Source organism: Lysinibacillus sp. S1, from assembly GCF_044986265.1.
In the GTDB taxonomy this organism is placed as follows: domain Bacteria; phylum Bacillota; class Bacilli; order Bacillales_A; family Planococcaceae; genus Lysinibacillus; species Lysinibacillus capsici.
In genome coordinates this window covers 956,893-976,441 of the sequence record NZ_CP173154.1, presented here as the reverse complement: position 1 = coordinate 976,441, position 19,549 = coordinate 956,893, and the positions used below count along the sequence as shown (strand labels likewise).

Below are 19,549 nucleotides of genomic sequence, written 5' to 3'. Positions count from 1 at the left end.
TACTAATTAAGTTATGGAATCAATCTGTGCCGTAATCGTTCGATAGACTTCCTCAATTTTTCGTTTATAGGGCAAATCCACTAAATCCAGTGAATCTGTATAGGCCATTTTTGCAATTTCATAGGCTGTTGTTAGCTCACCAAAATGTGCATAGCAAAGGGCTTTATAGGAAAAGCATTCATTTAAGCTTAAAATATCATATGGATGATTAATATAGATCGGTCTGTGTTTATACTGTTCGAATGCAGCCTTCGCCTCCTCATATTGTCCTAGTAAATATAAGGATTTTCCTTTTTCAGCATAGTAAAAGTTTGGATCTAGCTTGTCTAAATAATCATCGTGTCTAAGCTGATAAAAACGTTCTATTTCCATCAGAGCCTGCTCATAATTATTGCTGTAATTATTACAATAATGTGCCTTCAATACAAAAATAAAAGCATCAACCTCAACACGTTCAGCAAATGCCTGATATTGCTCCAGTTTCATAAACATATGATTGGTTTGTTCAAAATCACGATCAATCATGGCACAATAGGCACCAATTCTGTACATATTATCAATCTGATAGAACAATTGGTTTTTATGAGCATTGGCAATCGTCTCTTGAATTAATTTTTTCCCTTCCTCATGCTCACCAATTGCAAGTTGGAAAATACTTGTATAATAAGTCATTAATAAGGCATCACGAGAATCGAGCTGATAGTCCTCTTGTTCGATAATTTCCTTTGCCTGTAAGATACGATCGTACGCCAATGTATATTGACGTTTTGCTGCTAAAATAGCCATCTCGAGGATAAAGGTTTTGAACCAATGGCTGAGTAAATTAATTTCCTTAAAAATAGTGCGGGCTTGCTGAAGCGGGACTTCCCATGTTGTTAATCCAGCTTCATACTGGGCATCTGCGTAAATATACAATAAACGGCCAGCTTCATAACTTTGAGGCAGGCCCTCCACAGACGGCTTAATTAAATCGACAATTTCTTGATGATGATGAGCATCACCACGTTTTACTTCTGCAAATAAACTTTCCACCTGCTCTAATAGCTGGCGTATGGAGGATGGGGTTACTTCTTCCAGTAATTCACTAGCTTTTACACCTAAACGTTCAGCAATATAGTCAAGGCTTTCCATAGAAGGCTTAGCCTTATCATTTTCTATTTGGCTTAACATTCCTTTAGTTAGACGATCACCGGCAAGTGCCTCTAATGTTAATTTTTGTTCTTTCCTTAATTTGCGAATTCGTGTGCCTAAAGAGTCCACTGCCTCGCCTCCTTTTGTTTAATTATATTAAACTTTCGCTTGCATGAAAAGAGGGAGCTGTGGTATATTTTGTTTAACATAATTAAACTTTTTAATTTAGTTAAATAATGGAGGGATTTAGATGAATGAAGCGGAAAAATTAAAAAAGGCGACCTATCACTTATGGACGTTCACGGCGAGTAAAATGATTGCCATGTTGGGTGCAAACGTCATGGCATTCGGTATTAGCTTGTATATTTTAGCGATGACTGGGTCGGCAATGAGCTTCGCTACCAATATGATTTGTTCAGTATTACCCCGCGCACTTGTGGCACCCTTAGCAGGCTATGTCGCAGATAATTTTTCAAAAAAACGCACAATATTAATAGCACAGGCAGGAACCATTTTGACAGTAGGGGGATTACTGCTTTATACAGAAACAGTAGGAATGTCCGTTTATGCTATATACATAGCTACTGTTTTTAATACTATTTGCTCAGCCTTTTCTGGTGTAACGTTTTCATCAGCAATTGCCACACTTGTCAATCCAGAGAGATTACAACGTGCGATGTCATTTAACCAAATGTCAATGTCCGTAGCTGCAATTGGAGGACCAGTCATTGGTGGTATGATGTATGGATTTTTTAATATGGATGTATTTTTAATGGTGAATATGGTGGCCTATGCGATTGCCTTTTGTTTAGAGGCAACAATGGATTTTAACCTTTATAGTACAAGAGGGGAAGATACGAAAAAAGAAAAGATGTGGGAAGGGCTGAAAAGTGGTTTTCATTATATCAAGCAACGTAACGTCATTAAGACCATTATGTGGGTAGCATTGTGGATCAACCTATTCTTTTCTGCCATCGCTGTTGGAGGAACGTACATCATTATTGAATTGCTAAAAGTAGAATCCACACACTTTGGCTTTATTGAAGCGTCTGGTGCATTAGGTATGCTCTTAGCATCCCTTTATTTCGCAACAAGATCTGAAGTAAAGGTCCCTTTACGCTTTTCGAAAATCAGCTTATTACTATTGGCGGGAAGTGTTGGCTTAGCAGTCATCCCTTTAGTTACTGATTTTACCTATATAGCTATTGTGATCTTCTATCTCATCATTTACTTTATTTTCGCAATTTTCGAAATGGGGATTAATATGCCCATCGGGGTGTATATGCAAAAAATCATTGCGGAAGAGTACCGTGGGCGTGTTTTTGGGCTAATGGAGACGATGGCGATGTCCATGATGCCGATTGGTATGGTAGTCTATGGCATGTTATATGATACATTACCAGCAACTATTATTTTACCAGTAACGAGTGTCATTATTATTATCATTTCACTTGTGATGCTGCGCTCATCTATTTTAAAAGAGGCACATCCAGAGTATTATGAAAAAGCAGCTCTCCCAGAAGGTGTTGCGAACACAACAACTTAAAATAACGAGGCTGGGACAGAACTCGATTATATTGAAAAACAATAAAAATGGATATTAGCTTTTTCACTTTAAGAAGTTAAATATGCCTTCCTAAATCAAAAAAATGTTAGACTAATTATATCTTGGTCTAACATTTTTTCTTTTAATAGGCTAATTTGATTACTACGGCTAGSTAGTATGAAAGATAAGGAAAAGCATCTTTTGCAGAATGGTTGATTGGAGTGGAGCCAGCGTCACTCCTAGGGGATTGAGCGTCACAGAGGAGACCCTGGAGCGAACGGAAGTGAGTGAAGCGGCTCATCGGACGCCCCCTGGAAAGGACGCTGGCGGAACGGAAATCAACCCCTCACCTTGCAAAGTTGCTTTTTCTGCAGTTGACATCATCTTTTTCAACAACAAGAACAGGCATGCGGTGAAATGCCTTTACTGATCATCAATAACAATATAGGTTGCTTGAATAGGGCCATGGACACCAACGATAAGAATCATTTCGATATCGGCTGAGTTACTTGGTCCCGTAACAAAGTTGATACAGGAAGCAATTTTTTCACCCTGACGGATTTTTTCACTAATCCAACGAGCTGCCTGTGTCATACGAGGCACAATTGTACTTTTAGGAATGATAATGATCGACTTTTCAGGTAAAAAGCTAATGCTTCTCCCTCTATCTTTGCTACTAAAAAGCACGGCAGTTCCCGATTCTGCTAACGTCATTTCACTAATTGTCACGCCAATATTTGCTTTTTCAGCTTGACGGATATTTTCCTCAGGTTGCTGTGAATCCCATTCATAAAGCTGAATATTGGCTTGTGGCCATTGTTCGTTCATAAGTGCGGATAACCCGTAGTCCTGGAACCGTTTATCCTTCCATGTAATAACAGACTGACCTCCATACTTGTCAACAACGTCCTGTAAATCCTCTGGMAGTGTGGCAGTATTAGAAATGACAATATTGGTATGGATGTTGGCACACTGCTTAATTAATATTTCCACCAATTCATCCTTTGTCGCATCTTTGAGCACACGATCTTGTGGCTGATACTGCCAAGTTGGTCGTGGTAGTTTTGTCTTAGGCGAACGTCCGAGCTGCTTCGCAATATTTGCTAAAAAGGTTTCTCGACGCTGAATCATACCAGTCATTATTGCCCGCCTCCTTTTGGACGATGCTTCATCCAGTCTCTAAAGCTGTCTTTACTTGGTGCAGGGAAATCCCTTGCCTCAGTCCATGCTTTTAATGGGCCTGGACCATTAGAAATAGTCTTGTTTTTGATAAATGGAGACATGGCAGGTGCAGCCATTTTTGTCGCCATTTTATAAAGGGTAGGGGAGGAAGCCCCTAGACCAAATGCCTTCATTAAAAGCTTTTCAGAGATAGGTGCCTTGCCCTCATTTTCAACAATGACCTGACGATGGCGATGAATGAGCTGATGTAATGGAATTTTAACAGGGCAAGCATCTGTACAAGCACCGCACAATGTAGAAGCATAGGGCAGTTCTTTAAAATCATCGTAGCCTCCTAAAAGTGGAGAGAGCACAACACCTACAGGTCCAGAGTAGATAGAGCCATACGTATGCCCACCAACATGACGATAGACAGGGCAAGCATTAACACAGGCAGCACAGCGAATGCATTGTAAAATAGGCTGGAATTCACTACCTAAAATAGCCGAGCGTCCATTATCAACAATAACTAAATGAAATTCCTCTGGTCCATCCGTATCCTCTTCGTCCTTTACGCCTGTTAATGTTGTAATATAGCTCGTTAGCTTTTGACCGACAGCACTTCTTGTTAATAAACTAACAAGGACCTCCATTTCTTCAAATGTAGGAACTATTCTTTCCATTCCCATAACTGTGATTTGTGTTTTTGGTAGCGCTGTTACTAAATCAGCATTGCCCTCATTCGTAACGAGTGTAATCGATCCACTTTCAGCAATAGCAAAATTACAGCCTGTAATACCAATATCGGCTGTTAAATATTCCTGTCTTAATTTTTCACGTACATAAAGGGCAAGTTCCTCTGGCTTTTCTGTTTGGCTGTAGCCTTGTTTTTCCTTAAAAACATCTCGAATTTGCTCCTTATTTTTATGCAAGGCTGGCGCCACAATATGCGAAGGGGGCTCGTGATCTGCCACCTGCAAAATATATTCACCTAGGTCTGTCTCAATCACTTCACAACCAAGCGCTTCTAAAGCCGTATTTAAGTTAATTTCTTCTGTCACCATTGATTTGGATTTCACAATTTTTGCCGCATTTTTCTTTTTAGCAATGCTTTGAATATAGTCGGTTGCTTCCTGTGCAGTTTGCGCAAAGAACACATGCCCACCTCGTTTGGCAACATTTTCACTTAATTGATAAAGATAATAATCAAGATTTGCTAAAACATGCTTGCGAATTTCCTCTCCATGAGAACGCCATTCTTCCCAATGTCCTAATTCCTCTGCTTGTTGAAGGCGACGTGTTTGAAAACGTTCTTGGGCACTCGAAACCGCACGACGCATAAACTGATTATCTAGCTCTTTCGTGACACGTTGTTGAAACCGTTCATCACTTGTTTTCATGGCCATGTTTATTTCCCCCTTTTATCGGCAATTTAACACTTCTGCAATATGCATCACTTTAATTGGCTTACCCTGACGTTGAATGCGGCCACCGATATTCAATAAGCAGCCTGCGTCAGCTCCTATCAAAATGTCAGCGCCTGTTTCTTCCACATTCAGTACTTTTTCATTGACCATTTCTCCAGAAATATTGCCCATTTTAACAGAAAATGTACCACCAAATCCGCAGCATCGATCCTTACCAGGGAGATCCACATAATGCAAGCCCTTGACGTTCTTTAATAATCGGAAGGGTGCCTCTGTTACACCAAGTAATCTTGTCATATGGCATGACGTATGATAAGTAGCTTTACCTTCTAGATACGCTCCTACATCTTCTATCTTTAATACGTTGACAATAAACTCTGTGAATTCATAGGTTTTACCTGCTAATGCTTGCGCTTTTGGCTCCCATATGGGGTCTCCTTTAAAAACTTCTGGATATTCCTTCAACATATAAGCGCAGGAACCAGAGGGAGAGACTACATATTCAGCATGCTCAAAGGCTGTGATCATTTTTTTTATCGCATTTTTCGATTCTTCGACATAGCCGCTATTGTAAGCAGGCTGTCCACAGCAAATTTGATCCTCTGGAAAGTCGATGTCACAGCCAAGTCTTTCTAATACTTCAACAACTGCTTTTCCCACATCCCCTTGAAACATATCCACTAAGCAAGTGGCGAATAGTGTGACTTTCATATTTCATCGCTCCTTTTATAAACAACTGGTCATCAGATGACTTTTTGATAATTTAATCTTACAACAAATTTGAAAAAGTGAAAACGTTTTTTTTATGAATTTTCAGAAAAGAAAAACTACCTAGCTTGTACTAGGTAGTTTTTAGTGTGAATTGGATTCTGTTGTTTCGAAATATTGTAATAGCACTTTTTCAACGTTGCTTAAATGAGATGCCATTGCATGTTTGGCTAGCTCTTCGTTTTGCTGTTTAATCGCGAGGAAAATCTGCATATGTTCATCATATAATTGTTCGCTCGTTGTTTTTTGTGAATACAACCAAATTCGCCGTGTCTCTTTCATCGTTTCGATCATTAAACCAGAAATTTGATCTAAAATTGTAGTGAGTAGGGGGTTTTGAGAGGCATTGGAAATAGCTGCATGAAATTGATAATCTGCTTTTTCACCAAGCTCGCCATCACCATGTGCCTGCTTCATATCCTCTAAAATTTGTACCATTGCCTGAATATCCTGATCTGTACGTTGGAGGGCTGCACGTCCTGCTGCTCCCACTTCAATAATTTTGCGCACTTCTAGTAAATGAGCAATATCCTGTTTATTCGTTAACATAGCGGTGGATAAAGGAAAGTCAAGCTGATGGGCTGGCACACTTTTGACAAACGTTCCAGAGCCTTGTTTGATTTCAATCAATCCCATTGCTTTTAACGCAGATAATGCCTCCCGTACAGCGGAACGACTCACTTGTAATTGCTCGGCAAGCTGCTCAACTGAGTCAAGCCGATCACCTGGCTTTAGGACACCAGCTCGTATTTTTTCATGCAAGATTTCGGATACTTCTTCATAGATCTTTTTTGGTCGAATCTTTCTTAATTCCAAGGGCTACACCTCTTTTTTCGCTCATTTGCTATCATCATTATACATGAAAATAAGTCATTTACTCATGGTTTACCATGAACACTTTGTGTAGAGTAGAGGACTGTCGAAATTTAAAGAAATAATAATTAAACATATAATAAGGTCATCAGATGACTGTATTTCCAGATGATTTAAAAGATGAGTATAAAATAAATAGTTTCTTACTATAACATGGGCGTGATAGTGTCTATGAAAAACAGAAGCTTCTTTCAACATTAATGACAAGTAATCGACACTGTCAAGAAAAAGGTAGAAAAATTAGCTATGCTCCTTTTGGAAAAGGGGGAAGATTGGCGGATTTTGTTGACAGAAAATCAACAGGAGCGCATAATGCAGAAGTAGCTTGGTGGGACTTCTCAGAAATCTCATCATTTTGCCATGAAACGTTCACAAACTAGAAGGGCGCTTTTTATTTTGTTTTTTGGTACGATGGATGCAGTAACTGTAAGGAGCGAATAAAAAATATGGGATCTGATATTAACGTATTTTTAGCTTTTGGTGCAGGGTTCTTAAGTTTTATTTCACCATGTACTCTTCCACTATATCCAGCATTTTTATCGTACATAACGGGTATGACATTAGATGAGCTAAAATCAGAAAAAGGTATGCTACAAAAACGTGCCATTTTCCACACACTATTCTTTTTACTAGGCTTTTCCATTATCTTTATCATTATTGGACTAAGTGCTTCATATGCAGCAGAATTCTTCCTAAATTATCAAACATTATTACGACAGGTTGGGGCTATTTTAATCGTCGTATTCGGTTTAATGATTGTGGGATTATTGCAGATAGACTTCTTAATGAAGGATCGAAAGTTCCAATTTAAAAATAGACCATCTGGCTATTTTGGGTCTGTCTTAATTGGTATTGCCTTTGCGGCAGGCTGGACACCATGTACAGGACCAATCCTTGCATCGATTATCATGTTAGCAAGTACAAACCCAGGTGCGGGCTTTAGCTATATGTTTGCGTATTATTTAGGATTCGCCATTCCATTCTTCGTGCTATCTTTCTTCATTTCACGAATGACTTGGATTCGTACACACAGCCAGAAAATTGTAAAAATCGGCGGTTACATCATGATTGCCGTTGGGATTTTATTATTCTTTGATGGCTTAACGTATATTACACGCGTTTTACAGCCTATTTTCGGTGGATTTACAGGGTTTTAATTTGTTAAACTAAAGAGGCATACCGAACTTTAACGTGGAGGGAGATGAACATGTGCCTACAGTTTTAGTAGTAGATGATACGCTATTTATGCGTGTTGCAATCAGTAATATGTTTACAGAATGGGGCTATGAGGTAGTCGGTAAGGCAGTAAATGGTAAGGAAGCTGTGGCGATGTATCGTGAGTTACAACCAGATTTAGTCACAATGGATGTAACGATGCCCGTTATGACAGGTATTGCAGCCGTAAAAAAAATCATCCCAGAATTTCCAGATGCAAAAATCATTATGGTAACAGCATTAGGGCAGCAAAAATTAATCGTAGAAGCGATTGAGAGTGGGGCAAAGGATTTTATTACAAAGCCTTTCGAGCCAGAACGATTAAAGGCTGTTGCTGATCAATTACTTGGACAAAATTGTTAATTAGACATTAGAGGAGGATTTTTTTATGTTAAGCAGCATCCCTTCTCACTATTATGTTATAGGGTCGACCATTATGGCCATTCTTATGGGGAGCTTTGTGATGGTCATACGAATGAGAGCTTCAAAAATGCCGACAAATGAGAAGAAAATTATTATTCCACCAATAGCGATGTCCTCAGGTGCACTGATGTTTTTATTCGAGCAATTCCGTGTACCACCGATGCAAATCTTAGAGGCGGCAGCTGTAGGAATGGTATTCTCGACAATATTAATTGCTACTTCTAAATTTGAAGTAAAGGGTCGAGATATTTATTTAAAACGTTCAAAAGCATTCGCTTTTATATTAATCGGATTGTTAATATTCCGAGTGGTGGCGAAAATGATTTTAAGTAGCTCCATCGATGTCGGTGAATTAGCAGGTATGTTCTGGATATTAGCCTTTGCCATGTTGGTACCTTGGCGTATCGCAATGCTTATCCAGTTTAAACGCGTCAAAAAAACAATTCCAAAACTACACTAGTGCTGAAGCTAGTGTAGTTTTTTTATGCATTTAAGCGCTGGAGGAACTGGATAGCCTCATAAAAGTGGCGGATAAAGCAGCAAAGCGCGGTTAGAAGTCCAAAAAAAGAGGATAAAGCTATCAAAGTGCAGGATAACTTCTTAAAAGTGGCGGATAAAAACTCAAAAGTAGAGGATAGAGCAGCAATGCGCGATTAGAAGTCCAAAAAAAGAGGATAAAGCWASCAAAGKGCAGGATAGCMTCATAAAAGTAGCGGATAGAGCAGCAAAGCGCGGTTAGAAGTCCAACTAAAGAGGAAAAAGCTAGCAAAGTGCAGGATAGCCTCATAAAAGTGGCGGATAGAATCCCAAAAGTAGAGGATAGAGCAGCAAAGCATGGATAGAGGTCCAACTAAAGAGGATAAAGCTAGCAAAGTGCAGGATAGCTTCATAAAAGTGGCGGATAAAAATTCAAAAGTAGAGGATAGAGCAGCAAAGCGCGGTTAGAAGTCCAACTAAAGAGGATAAAGCTAGAAAAGTGCAGGATAGCMTCATAAAAGTGGCGGATAGAATCTCAAAAGTAGAGGATAGAGCAGCAAAGCGCGGTTAGAAGTCCAAAAAAAGAGGATAAAGCTATCAAAGTGCAGGATAACTTCTTAAAAGTGGCGGATAAAAACTCAAAAGTAGAGGATAGAGCAGCAATGCGCGATTAGAAGTCCAAAAAAAGAGGATAAAGCTAGCAAAGTGCAGGATAGCCTCATAAAAGTGGCGGATAGAACCTCAAAAGTAGAGGATAGAGCTAGCAAAGCGCGGTTAGAAGTCCAACTAAAGAGGATAAAGCTAGGAAAGTGCAGGATAGCTTCTTAAAAACACAGGTTAGGACAATAATCCCATAGCTAAGTAAAAACGCTGCACAAAGATTTGTGCAGCGTTTACTCATTCGAATAGATGTTCATAGGGGGAGATGTCAATTTGCATTTGCTCTAATTTTTTGCGTAAAAATTTGTGATCGCGTTTTGGTGTTGCTTGGATATAGCCGCGAATAATGAGGTCATTGTTAATGGCAGCTGCTTTTTCTTCTAATGCGAGCTCGCCAATTTTTCCTGCAATTTTTTCCTTCGCCACTTGTCTAAAAAGCTCAGGGACGGGGCTTACGAGTTCATAGAGTAATTCTTTTTCAGCTTGTCCCCACAAGTGAACAGTTTTATCTAAATAATATTCTTGCCAATCTAAATCAGATTTTCCATCCTGCTTTGGGAGTGCCTTTAAAAATTTGCGGAACATGAARAATCCGCCAATAGCCATCAATGAAATGAGGACGACAACCCAAAATAAAATAAACCATAAAAACCAACCTTGTAACAAATCGTTCACCTCTTTGCCTTCTCTCACTCTATTATAAAAGCTTCCGAAAAAAAATTCATCCTTAATGTCCCTTTTTTAGCAATTCGCCTTTATATAGTGTGCAGAAGGGAGGTGATGCTACATGGCTAATGTTAACTTTGTAAATGCTACACTGCGTCTCAAGTATGTGGATGGCTACGATGAGAACAATGAACCTACGTTCACCACGAAATCGTATCTAAATATTAACAACACACATAGCGCGGACGATTTGTTAGCTGTTGCTTATGCTATTGCTAGTCTTTCATCACAATCACTGGCTGGCATTGCGAAACAGGAAACACACGATTTATCTTAAGGAGGGATCACAGAATGACACAAGTTCTAGAATTACAATTTGCCACAACTGATGGGAAAACGACAACCCTTTCGATTGATGCACCAAAGCCGAATATCACGGTGACTGACATTCAGCAGGCAATGGCAACGATTATGGCTAAAAATGTTTTTACTGGGCAAGGTGGTGCACTGTCAGCCATCAAGGGAGCTCGTATTGTAGATCGTCAAGTCACAGAATTTGAAGTAGTAACAGAATAATTCAACAATGGTCTTTGCTACGAGAAGTGCAAAGACCATTTTTAACGTGAGAGAGGAGGAGAAGGATGGAACAGTGGTTGAACATGATATCCGATATCGGTTTTCCGATTTTAGTGTCATTTTATTTATTGCACCGCGTCGAAGTAAAGCTTGATGCGATTCATGCTGCACTCGTTTCATTAAAATGAAATGGATTTCACAAAGATGTACGAAAGCTGTCACTTAGAAGTTCTTGTCAACGCTTACAACCTACGTTAGGATGGGGATAGTGTAGGTTAGGGAGAGTGTTGACATGAAACGTAAAATAATAGGGCTAGTGCTGCTGTTAGCCTGTGCATCTGTGCTAGGCGCATGTGGAAACTCAAAATTTAAAGCAGATTATAGTCTAGAAATACCCGATTTTGAACATGTTAATCAACGTGGTGAAACGGTTTCGCTTGAAAGCTTAAAAGGTAAGCCTTGGATTGGTATGTATATTTTCACAAACTGTGTGTCCATCTGCCCGCCCATGTCATTAAACATGGCACAAGTCCAAGAAAAGCTTCAGAAAAAAGGAGTAGAGGACTATAACATCGTTGCCTTTTCAGTAGATCCAGATGTTGATCAACCAGATGTGTTAGCGGATTATCTTAGTAAATACAATGTTCCAGATGAATCTAAATGGAACCTTCTTACAGGGTATTCACAGAAATATATCGAACAATTTGCGGTGAAAAATACAAAGATTTTAGTGAAAAACGACCCTAACAGTGACCAAGTCATTCATGGCAATCAATTTTTCTTAGTCGATAAAGATGGTGTCCTCGTCAAAATGTATAATGGTTATGCTGAAAACATTGAAGATGTACCGATTGATACGATAGCTTCTGATATCGAAACATATATTGATGAAAATTTATAAAGTAACAGTAAACCGTCTCAAATGCTTGAGGCGGTTTTTTTATGTATTTTTCTATCTGGAAAAATAATCTTTTTCTGGTTGTGAGTCGTTTATAGTGTAGAAGGAGGATGATGGTGTGTCTGATCATGAAAAATTCGAGCAGTTAATGGCTATACATACGGAGCAATTGTTTCGAATTGCTTATTACTATACAAAGGATTTACAAATAGCCGAGGATATTGTACAGGATGTGTTTATTAAGTTCTATCATCAAAAACAATATGAGGAACGAGGAGAGATGAAGGCATACTTAGCTCGCATGACAATCAATAAATGCAAAGATTATTTAAAAAGCTGGGCATACAGAAAAATAACATTTCAGCATAAATTTTTTACCAAACAAAAATCAACATTGCCGGACACACTGATTCGTCAAGATGAACAAGCGCTGTTAGATGATGCCATTTTAAGCTTACCTCTCAAACCACGAGAAGCAATTGTCTATTTTTACTTGGAGGAGATGACGATTAAAGAGATTGCGGAGCTACTTGCGATTCCTGAAGGTACTGTGAAATCACGTTTAAAGAAAGGAAAGGAGCTATTAAAAATAGAGTTACAACATATTGAATGGGAGGTGCTTTTCCATGGATAAGCATACAATGCAGGTACTACAAGATGTTTCAGCACACAAGGGAGCCATTATTCATAAGGTTCGACAACAAATTCAGCAAGAGCCTGTTATGCCCAAGCCAAGATGGACATATCGTGCCGTTACGATAATGATTACCTGCTCTATTTTATTATTCATTGCCTGGCAAGCTGCAAAACCGATGGGCGAGTTGGCTACACAGGATGAAGGAGAAACACCTACATTCACGGATTTATTTCAAACAGAAGTGGAGGGAAAAGCCACAGCATACAGTAATTTTCTTCCACTTGCTAATTATTTAAGTCAGGCAAAACATATCCAATATTATGCACCACTTCAAGGTTTAGAGGCGATGCAATCAGTAGCAACATCACTGGAGGATGTCGTTCATCTCACTGATCCTGAAAATTTACCATTTCAACCAAATATACATGAGGTCTATGCAATTTCAGCAAAAATGGAGGATGGTAGCCAACAAACGCAATTTCAATTTAGCTATAAAGAAAAATCCTCTACTGGGGTGGATTTACAATTTATTAATTTTACCGTGACAAATGTAAAGTATAATCCTTTAGCGAGCTATGTGAAGTCTAAAAATATGGAAGAAACTTTAGGGATGAAAGTTTCGAATATAGGCTTAAATTTTATGAATCCCCTGTTTTATCGGGAGATGTCACCAGAACGAGGTTATGTATATACTTATTATAATTATGATGAGACGGATAAGCGAATCTTTCAAATGACTACTAGAGCCAATGAGTTTTATTCTTACTATAACGGCTATGTCTATCATATCGGGTATCAACTTGATGGAGAACCACAGGAGGTTCAAGAAAAAATGGCAATCCTTGCAAGAGATTTTATTCTTGGCGAATAAGTCATGAGACATTTCAATTGAGCTATAATAGAATGATAGAAAAGAGGGGATGGAGGTTCGACTATGACAATTGCACAAACCTATTTACAAGTTGTTCAGAAAAGATTTCAAAGTGTGAAAGAGCTAGGGGATAAAACACTTGCCCAAATGGAAGAGGCACAATTGCACTGGGCATACAATGAAGAATCCAATAGTATTGCAGTGATTGTAAAGCATATAAGTGGAAATATGGTTTCCCGCTGGACAGATTTTTTAACGACAGATGGAGAAAAGCCAACGAGAAATCGAGATGATGAGTTTGAGGATAGTCTTCACACCAAAGAAGCAATCATCTCAGCTTGGGACAAGGGGTGGCAAGTGTTTTTAGAGGCCTTGGCGAGTTTAACAGAATCCGATTTACAGGGACATGTCACGATTAGAGGGGAGCGGCTAGCAGTCATTGATGCTATTGRAAGACAAATGGCACACTATGCACAGCACGTCGGTCAAATCATTTATATCGCCAAATTGGTAAAGGGCTCTGATTGGCAAACACTCAGTATTCCTAAAGGACAGTCACAAGCTTTTACTGAAGCCATGCTAGATAAACATCAACGCTAAAGAAGAAAGATCGTAGTCAAGTAGTAGGTGCTACGATCTTTTTTCTGCTAAATAGAGCTTGTATAAGGCTGTTTCTAGGTCGGTCGCTTGAGCGAGTTCAAATGCCTCCTGCTGACTTCTATGATTTGTGATTATCTCATAGAAAAAGTGAATTAGAAACATGAGATTAGCATTACCCTCAATATAATCATCAGGAGCTAGGTAGGAATGACAGCCACTCTCTAAAAAGGCTGTCGCTAGCTGCTGCCAGCCTAATGTACAGCCTGCCGCAATGACCTTGACACCCTGTAGCTGACAATAGGTTAAGACATCTTGAGGGTCAAAATAGATACTCCTTGGTTCATTTTCTTCATATACCTCTTCTCCTAGCTCAGGCAGACAAAATCGCCCCTCATCGCCGTGAAAGTTTAATAGCAAATAATCCATTTTGTGAGGAAGATCATTTCCAGATAAAATATCAATTAAATCATTTGGTCTGCCAATTAAATCGAGTGTCACTCCTGCACCAAAAGATTCCAGTGCTGCTCGAATGGCCATGGATTCAAAATCACAGTCAGGACCAACTACTAAATGTACGTATAATTCTGGTCTACTCATACATCATCACCTCTATTTAAGTATAGCTGAAACTTATTAGAGTAGTAAATCGTATATGACAATAATTACTATAAATGTAAAGTGGTAAAGGAGGTGATAAAGTGTACAAGAGTGGTTATATTCATACACTTATTCTGGGCATTGTTCTAAGTATAAGCACACTACTACTCTTCATTTACAATGAAAGGCAGCGGGAGGAGCTAGTGCCGCTGCATACTCCCATTCAATCAATTAAAGAGGCTTGGTATTTGTCTGGAAGTAATGGCAAAGAGCAATATTTATATCCATTAAAGCAAGTATTCTACGTCGACCGCTATGAGGTGAAAGATACAGATCGCCTTCAGCAAGTTTTACAAACTAAAAAGGACCTTAGCAGTCGACCAGCAGACCATGAAGCAGTAAGTGATTTATACATACACTTCCATAATGGCAAGGAAACGGCCTTGAAAGTAATAGTCGAGGATGAACGATTCTTCCTAATGGATCAAAAAACAGGATTGTATTATGTACTGCAAGCACAAGAAGCTGAGGATTATTTTCATTTGTTAAATGAGAAAAGCAAAATGTCGTGGCTATTATTTATTGTTTATACAATTTTATTTTTTGGTCTTGTCTATATGCTTGTAAAGAAACTAATAGCCGCTAAATCCACAGAGAAAGAAAGCATTCCCTCCGATACGAGGGAAAAAAGATCACTAGCAGATTCTATTTATCCAGCCATCCTGCCCTTGGTCATCACATTCTCTATGCAGATTTATGGGGCTCAACATAGCTTACTATTACTGAGTGCGATGATGCTAACTTCAGGCATTCGAGAGTTTTTAGAAAAAAGAGGTCATTTTCTGAAAATGCTCCTACTTCTTCCGCTCTTTTGGTGTTATCTCTATGGTTTCCAAATGATTACTTCCTATTTCAACTAGTAAAATAGTGGATATTATTGTCAATAGATTAGATGCGAAATTCTCATTATTGTTAAATTTTAGCGATAGTTTAGGAGGAGGAGCATAGATTTTATAGGCTAATAGGTTTAGGTAGGCTATACTCAAGTGGATTATAGAAGAATAGAGGGAATCATATGAGACTAACTGTGGAACGGAAATTGCAATTTGCTTTTGGTATTGTCCTCATCTTTTTACTGCTTATATCAGGGATTGCTATGTACTACTTGAATAATAATAATCAGACATTAGCAGAAATCGAAGACAATACGGAATTAATCCATTTATATCAAGATATCTCGTTCCAAACCGTACGAGCGAATGCGGCTATTCGTGGGTATATGTTATATGGCAAGGAAGAAATGCTCAACAATCATCATGAAATCCGAAATACCTTACATACGTCGATTAATCGACTTCAAGAAGTAGGCGATAGTAATCAAGATTTTGATCAATTTTTATCGCAGCTTGACGACTGGGAAAAGGCTATAGATGGGCAGATTGTGCCTCTTTATCAGCGAGGGGATCATCAGCAAGCACAACAAATGGCTTTACCGATTTTAGGTGAGGGCTCTCAGAAATTGGTTGTCTTTGGAAAAACGATGGCAACAGCTCAGCAAGAAGATATGCAGGCTCATATTGAGGCTACCAAGCAAAAAGGAGAAAGAAGTGGCCTGGAAATTATGATTCTAGTGGCTATTTCTCTACTTATAAGCATTATCATTGCAACACTATTTGGTAGACGAATCGCAAAAAATATTCAACAAACAGTAGTTGAAATGGATAAGTTTTCGGAAGGGAATTTGCATACGCATTTACAATTTAAAACCAAGGATGAGTTTGCGCACTTAGCCGATTCCTTCAATAGTATGTCAGAAAAGCTTCGACTGATGATGAAACAAGTCGGAAACTCCTCTGAGCAAGTTGCCGCAACATCCGAACAGCTAACAGCAAGTAGCATGGAGGTTACACAGGCGACAGAGGTGGTAACAGAATCTATTCATGATATTGCACAAGGTATTGATCAGCAGGATACATTAACAAGTGATGTACGAAATTTATCTGCCCATATTTTGAAGAAAATGAATGATATTTCTACAAGCATACAAAGCGTGAATCAAGCAACAGTCAACACGAAAAATATGGCACAAACAGGTCGTTCTTCGGTACATGATGTTACAGCGCAAATGAATGAAATTTCTACTAACACAAGTGAGCTAAATACACGTGTGCAAGATTTAGATGACAATACAGCGGCGATTGTATCAGCAGTAAATGTCATTAAGAGTATAGCGACACAGACCAATTTACTAGCAATCAATGCCTCTATTGAAGCCGCAAGGAGCGGGGAGCATGGGAAAGGCTTTGCGGTAGTGGCAGAGGAAGTCCGCAAGCTAGCAGATGAGTCAAATCTTGCTGCAGTCGATATTGAAAAAGTAGTGGCCCAAATTACAGATAGCACGAGGATTATCGAGGAAGATATGGTTAATAGTAATGATTCTGTCCATGTAGGTCGTGAAAAGGTTAATGTGGCAAGGGATAACTTTATACAAATTGATGATGCCATTAATGATGTACAAGCACAGACCGAGCTAGTAACGGCAGCCATTCAAGCAATTCATCAAGATATTGAAAAGTTAGTGCAGGAAATGGACTATATGAGTGAAGTGTCGATAAAATCAAGCCATCATGTGCAAAGTGTTGCAGCCTCTTCAGAGGAACAAAATGCAGCTATGGAGGAGGTAGCAGCAGCCTCTACCCATCTAGCAAAGATGGCAATAGACCTGCAAGAATCCATTCAATCGTTTAAATACTAAACTCAATTGACCCCTGTCTAGTTACAGGGGTTTTATTTGTCGGTAAAGCCTGAATAATATGAAAATCGTAAAAATGTTAGAAAAAATTTTTTTCGTCCGATAAAAGCTTTGGGAGAAATGTTAAGCAGATAAAGAGAGGGAGAGGTTTAGAAAAAATCAAAAGGAGATTGATATATGAAGAAACTATTTAGCAGTTTTAAGGGCAAGCTTTATACGCTATTCGCGCTAGTATTACTGATCCCTGTCATATCTGTTGGGAGTTTGTCTTATTTATCTGCAAAAGACTCGATTGAAGAAGAAATTTTATTTAGTGCCAATGAAAGTGTAGGCATTTTAAATAAGCTCATTGACAAAACGATTAGTGAGAAAATGAGTGACATCAATGTATTTAGTAGTGAAATAGATGCGCGTCAATATGAAGAAGCACAAGCTTCGATTGTGGCTAAATTTCAGCAATATACAAAGCTTAATGCAGATGTATTGAGTGTTTATATTGGCATGAATGACGGTCGATTTACACAGGAGCCAAAATTGAATGGTGCAGACTATAATCCATTAGATCGAGATTGGTATAAAGAGGCCACAGCTTTAAAAGGTGAAACCTTAATCACCAACCCTTACAAGGATGCGGGGACGGGTGATATGGTGGTAACAGTTGCTAAGCAGACGAAGGATCATGCTGGAGTTGTGGCAATCGATATTAAATTAACCGATCTTCAAAAAATTGCTGATTCAATTCGAATCGGAAAAAATGGGTATCCTTCAATTTTTGGAGAAGACAAGATGGTCATTTCACATCCTACACTTGAAGCGGGAGGGGAGCTGAAAGAAAGTTTCCTTGATAAAATGTACGAAAGTCCATCAGGTACGTATGAATATGTCTTTAATGGTGATGATCGTCTATTATTCTATACGACAANTGAACTGACAWATTGGAMAATRACAGGAACGATTTTTGCTGAAGAAATTGATGAGTCTGCTTCCTCGATTTTATACCATACGATTCTAGTCCTCATAGCAGCAATTATCATCAGTTCCATCATTTTTTATTTTGTAATGAGGGCTGTCATTAAACCAATTAAAGCCTTAAAGGATAGTGCGGTTACGATCAGCAAAGGGGATCTCACGGAAATGGTAACGATTACGTCAAAAGATGAGATTGGCCAATTAGGACAAGCCTTTAATGATATGCAAGAAAGCTTACGGACACTAATACAAAAAATTGAACAAAATGCAGAGGAGGTTGCTTCTTCAGCAGAAGAGCTAACTGCCAATGCCAATCAGACAAGCATTGCAACAGAAAAAGTGGCGATTTCCATTCAGGATGTTGCAACAAGTGCTGATTCTCAAACGATTAGTGCCAATAAAAATGCAGCTTCTTTACACGAGCTTTCTACTGCCATTCTGCATATTGCTGAAATCTCCTCCGCTGTGACGGACCTTTCACAGCATGCGACATTACAGGCGGATGAAGGCGGACAAGCTGTTCAAAATACAAAGAATCAAATGCAATCCATTCATTTATCCGTAGCAGACTCCAATGCGAAAATCCAGACATTGCATGAACGCTCTCAGCAAATTACATCCATTTTAGATGTGATTACAAGCATTGCAGATCAAACAAATTTACTAGCTTTAAATGCAGCTATCGAAGCAGCGAGAGCAGGAGAGCATGGGAAAGGCTTTGCAGTCGTAGCAGACGAAGTGCGTAAGCTTGCAGAGCAATCACAGGAATCAGCTAAACAAATATTTGAGCTTATCCGAGGGATTCAGCAAGAAACGGAGCAATCTGTCAGTATTATGGCGAAGGTTACAGAGGATGTGCAAAGTGGATTGCATATTTCCGATGAAGCCATTGCAAAATTCCAAGTCATTATGACAAGTATGAATGAGATTACCCCTAAAATGGAGGAGGTCTCCTCAGCCTCTGAACAGATGTCTGCAGGTGTTCAAGAGGTAGCGGCAGTAACAGAAGATTTGGCATTCTCCGCGAAAGGCAATGCAGCGGCGTCTGAGGATGTAGCGGCATCAACAGAGGAGCAATTAGCCTCAATGGAGGAAATCAATGCCTCTGCGCAAGCACTCGCACATATGGCGGATGAATTAAAGCTACTGATTAGTCAGTTTAAATATTAAAGCACAACGCCACTCCAAAATTTTGGGGTGGCGTTAAGTGTTGATTACTAGTAGAGCAAAGTAACCGTTTTTTATAAAATTACCATTTATTTAAATATCGAAAAAACGCCAYTCTAATTTTAGAAGTNGCRT

General features: G+C 39.0%; 21 protein-coding genes. 14 read left to right on the top strand and 7 right to left on the bottom strand.

All coding sequences use genetic code 11. From position 1 onward, the window contains the following. Positions 1-6: 6 nt before the first annotated feature. Positions 7-1,260, bottom strand: coding sequence for a helix-turn-helix domain-containing protein (locus ACHZEU_RS05280; protein ID WP_404804137.1), 1,254 nt, complete (start codon positions 1,258-1,260; stop codon positions 7-9). A gap of 121 nt (positions 1,261-1,381) precedes the next feature. Between ACHZEU_RS05280 and ACHZEU_RS05275 the strand changes: the two genes are divergently transcribed. After that, a complete protein-coding gene (locus ACHZEU_RS05275; RefSeq protein WP_112117793.1) occupies positions 1,382-2,677 on the top strand; it encodes an MFS transporter in 1,296 nt (431 codons plus the stop codon). Positions 2,678-3,100: 423 nt separating this feature from the next. Here ACHZEU_RS05275 and ACHZEU_RS05270 read toward each other — a convergent pair whose 3' ends face one another. From ACHZEU_RS05270 to ACHZEU_RS05255, 4 genes are all read right to left on the bottom strand, one after another. Next, positions 3,101-3,817: a lactate utilization protein C gene (locus tag ACHZEU_RS05270; RefSeq protein WP_404804136.1), complete on the bottom strand. Its 717-nt coding sequence runs from the start codon at positions 3,815-3,817 to the stop codon at positions 3,101-3,103. Continuing rightward, a complete protein-coding gene (locus ACHZEU_RS05265; RefSeq protein ID WP_048390194.1) occupies positions 3,817-5,244 on the bottom strand; it encodes a LutB/LldF family L-lactate oxidation iron-sulfur protein in 1,428 nt (475 codons plus the stop codon). Before ACHZEU_RS05265 ends, ACHZEU_RS05270 begins: the two co-directional genes overlap by 1 nt. A 15-nt stretch (positions 5,245-5,259) precedes the next feature. Further along, a complete protein-coding gene (locus ACHZEU_RS05260; RefSeq protein ID WP_048390196.1) occupies positions 5,260-5,976 on the bottom strand; it encodes a (Fe-S)-binding protein in 717 nt (238 codons plus the stop codon). 141 nt (positions 5,977-6,117) lie between these two features. Next, positions 6,118-6,849, bottom strand: a complete 732-nt coding sequence (locus ACHZEU_RS05255; protein WP_048390198.1) for a FadR/GntR family transcriptional regulator — start codon at positions 6,847-6,849, stop codon at positions 6,118-6,120. Positions 6,850-7,352: 503 nt separating this feature from the next. On the opposite strand from ACHZEU_RS05255, the gene ACHZEU_RS05250 reads away from it, so the two are divergent. Genes ACHZEU_RS05250 through ACHZEU_RS05240 form a run of 3 tightly spaced genes read left to right on the top strand, consistent with a single transcriptional unit; the run spans position 7,353 to position 9,004 of the window. After that, entirely contained in the window at positions 7,353-8,063 is a 711-nt protein-coding gene (locus tag ACHZEU_RS05250) for a cytochrome c biogenesis CcdA family protein (RefSeq protein WP_016995208.1), read from the top strand. Between the two features lie 34 nt (positions 8,064-8,097). Then, entirely contained in the window at positions 8,098-8,484 is a 387-nt protein-coding gene (locus ACHZEU_RS05245) for a response regulator (RefSeq protein WP_004229473.1), read from the top strand. Between the two features lie 25 nt (positions 8,485-8,509). Next, positions 8,510-9,004, top strand: coding sequence for a CcdC family protein (locus tag ACHZEU_RS05240; RefSeq protein WP_004229470.1), 495 nt, complete (start codon positions 8,510-8,512; stop codon positions 9,002-9,004). Between the two features lie 914 nt (positions 9,005-9,918). On the opposite strand, the gene ACHZEU_RS05235 is transcribed toward ACHZEU_RS05240, so the two are convergent. After that, a complete protein-coding gene (locus tag ACHZEU_RS05235; protein WP_004229468.1) occupies positions 9,919-10,347 on the bottom strand; it encodes a DUF2621 domain-containing protein in 429 nt (142 codons plus the stop codon). Positions 10,348-10,468: 121 nt separating this feature from the next. Here ACHZEU_RS05235 and ACHZEU_RS05230 point away from each other — a divergent pair, with 121 nt between their 5' ends. From ACHZEU_RS05230 to ACHZEU_RS05200, 7 genes are all read left to right on the top strand, one after another. Further along, a complete protein-coding gene (locus ACHZEU_RS05230) occupies positions 10,469-10,684 on the top strand; it encodes a DUF1659 domain-containing protein (protein WP_048390201.1) in 216 nt (71 codons plus the stop codon). Between the two features lie 14 nt (positions 10,685-10,698). Beyond that, the gene (locus tag ACHZEU_RS05225; RefSeq protein WP_048390203.1) at positions 10,699-10,923 is read left to right on the top strand and encodes a DUF2922 domain-containing protein; all 225 of its coding nucleotides are present in this window, start codon (positions 10,699-10,701) and stop codon (positions 10,921-10,923) included. A gap of 65 nt (positions 10,924-10,988) precedes the next feature. After that, positions 10,989-11,111 carry a YvrJ family protein gene (locus ACHZEU_RS05220; protein WP_004229459.1) on the top strand — a complete coding sequence of 41 codons (123 nt, stop codon included), beginning with the start codon at positions 10,989-10,991 and terminating at the stop codon, positions 11,109-11,111. A gap of 104 nt (positions 11,112-11,215) precedes the next feature. Continuing rightward, a complete protein-coding gene (locus ACHZEU_RS05215) occupies positions 11,216-11,824 on the top strand; it encodes an SCO family protein (RefSeq protein WP_048390205.1) in 609 nt (202 codons plus the stop codon). A 115-nt stretch (positions 11,825-11,939) separates the two neighbouring features. After that, positions 11,940-12,455 (top strand): RNA polymerase sigma factor, encoded by a 516-nt coding sequence (locus tag ACHZEU_RS05210; RefSeq protein WP_048390207.1) that lies wholly within the window; start codon positions 11,940-11,942, stop codon positions 12,453-12,455. After that, positions 12,448-13,329: a hypothetical protein gene (locus tag ACHZEU_RS05205; protein ID WP_048390209.1), complete on the top strand. Its 882-nt coding sequence runs from the start codon at positions 12,448-12,450 to the stop codon at positions 13,327-13,329. Before ACHZEU_RS05210 ends, ACHZEU_RS05205 begins: the two co-directional genes overlap by 8 nt. 63 nt (positions 13,330-13,392) lie before the next feature. Then, positions 13,393-13,929, top strand: coding sequence for a DUF1572 family protein (locus tag ACHZEU_RS05200; protein WP_404804135.1), 537 nt, complete (start codon positions 13,393-13,395; stop codon positions 13,927-13,929). Between the two features lie 30 nt (positions 13,930-13,959). On the opposite strand, the gene ACHZEU_RS05195 is transcribed toward ACHZEU_RS05200, so the two are convergent. Then, positions 13,960-14,526: a hypothetical protein gene (locus ACHZEU_RS05195; RefSeq protein WP_004229454.1), complete on the bottom strand. Its 567-nt coding sequence runs from the start codon at positions 14,524-14,526 to the stop codon at positions 13,960-13,962. 101 nt (positions 14,527-14,627) lie between these two features. Here ACHZEU_RS05195 and ACHZEU_RS05190 point away from each other — a divergent pair, with 101 nt between their 5' ends. The 3 genes from ACHZEU_RS05190 to ACHZEU_RS05180 all read left to right on the top strand — a co-directional run bounded on the left by ACHZEU_RS05190 (position 14,628) and on the right by ACHZEU_RS05180 (position 19,417). Then, a complete protein-coding gene (locus ACHZEU_RS05190; protein ID WP_288580259.1) occupies positions 14,628-15,446 on the top strand; it encodes a hypothetical protein in 819 nt (272 codons plus the stop codon). A 155-nt stretch (positions 15,447-15,601) separates the two neighbouring features. Beyond that, positions 15,602-17,281 (top strand): methyl-accepting chemotaxis protein, encoded by a 1,680-nt coding sequence (locus ACHZEU_RS05185; RefSeq protein WP_279494592.1) that lies wholly within the window; start codon positions 15,602-15,604, stop codon positions 17,279-17,281. A gap of 174 nt (positions 17,282-17,455) precedes the next feature. Beyond that, positions 17,456-19,417: a methyl-accepting chemotaxis protein gene (locus ACHZEU_RS05180; RefSeq protein ID WP_404804134.1), complete on the top strand. Its 1,962-nt coding sequence runs from the start codon at positions 17,456-17,458 to the stop codon at positions 19,415-19,417. The last annotated feature ends 132 nt before the right edge of the window (positions 19,418-19,549 follow it).

Coding starts and splice junctions, on each gene's coding strand:
- ACHZEU_RS05275 (WP_112117793.1), top strand. CDS start 1,382: ATGAATGAAGCGGAAAAATTAAAAAAGGCGACCTATCACTTATGGACG.
- ACHZEU_RS05265 (WP_048390194.1), bottom strand. CDS start 5,244: ATGGCCATGAAAACAAGTGATGAACGGTTTCAACAACGTGTCACGAAA.
- ACHZEU_RS05260 (WP_048390196.1), bottom strand. CDS start 5,976: ATGAAAGTCACACTATTCGCCACTTGCTTAGTGGATATGTTTCAAGGG.
- ACHZEU_RS05250 (WP_016995208.1), top strand. CDS start 7,353: ATGGGATCTGATATTAACGTATTTTTAGCTTTTGGTGCAGGGTTCTTA.
- ACHZEU_RS05240 (WP_004229470.1), top strand. CDS start 8,510: ATGTTAAGCAGCATCCCTTCTCACTATTATGTTATAGGGTCGACCATT.
- ACHZEU_RS05230 (WP_048390201.1), top strand. CDS start 10,469: ATGGCTAATGTTAACTTTGTAAATGCTACACTGCGTCTCAAGTATGTG.
- ACHZEU_RS05225 (WP_048390203.1), top strand. CDS start 10,699: ATGACACAAGTTCTAGAATTACAATTTGCCACAACTGATGGGAAAACG.
- ACHZEU_RS05220 (WP_004229459.1), top strand. CDS start 10,989: ATGGAACAGTGGTTGAACATGATATCCGATATCGGTTTTCCGATTTTA.
- ACHZEU_RS05215 (WP_048390205.1), top strand. CDS start 11,216: ATGAAACGTAAAATAATAGGGCTAGTGCTGCTGTTAGCCTGTGCATCT.
- ACHZEU_RS05205 (WP_048390209.1), top strand. CDS start 12,448: ATGGATAAGCATACAATGCAGGTACTACAAGATGTTTCAGCACACAAG.
- ACHZEU_RS05195 (WP_004229454.1), bottom strand. CDS start 14,526: ATGAGTAGACCAGAATTATACGTACATTTAGTAGTTGGTCCTGACTGT.
- ACHZEU_RS05185 (WP_279494592.1), top strand. CDS start 15,602: ATGAGACTAACTGTGGAACGGAAATTGCAATTTGCTTTTGGTATTGTC.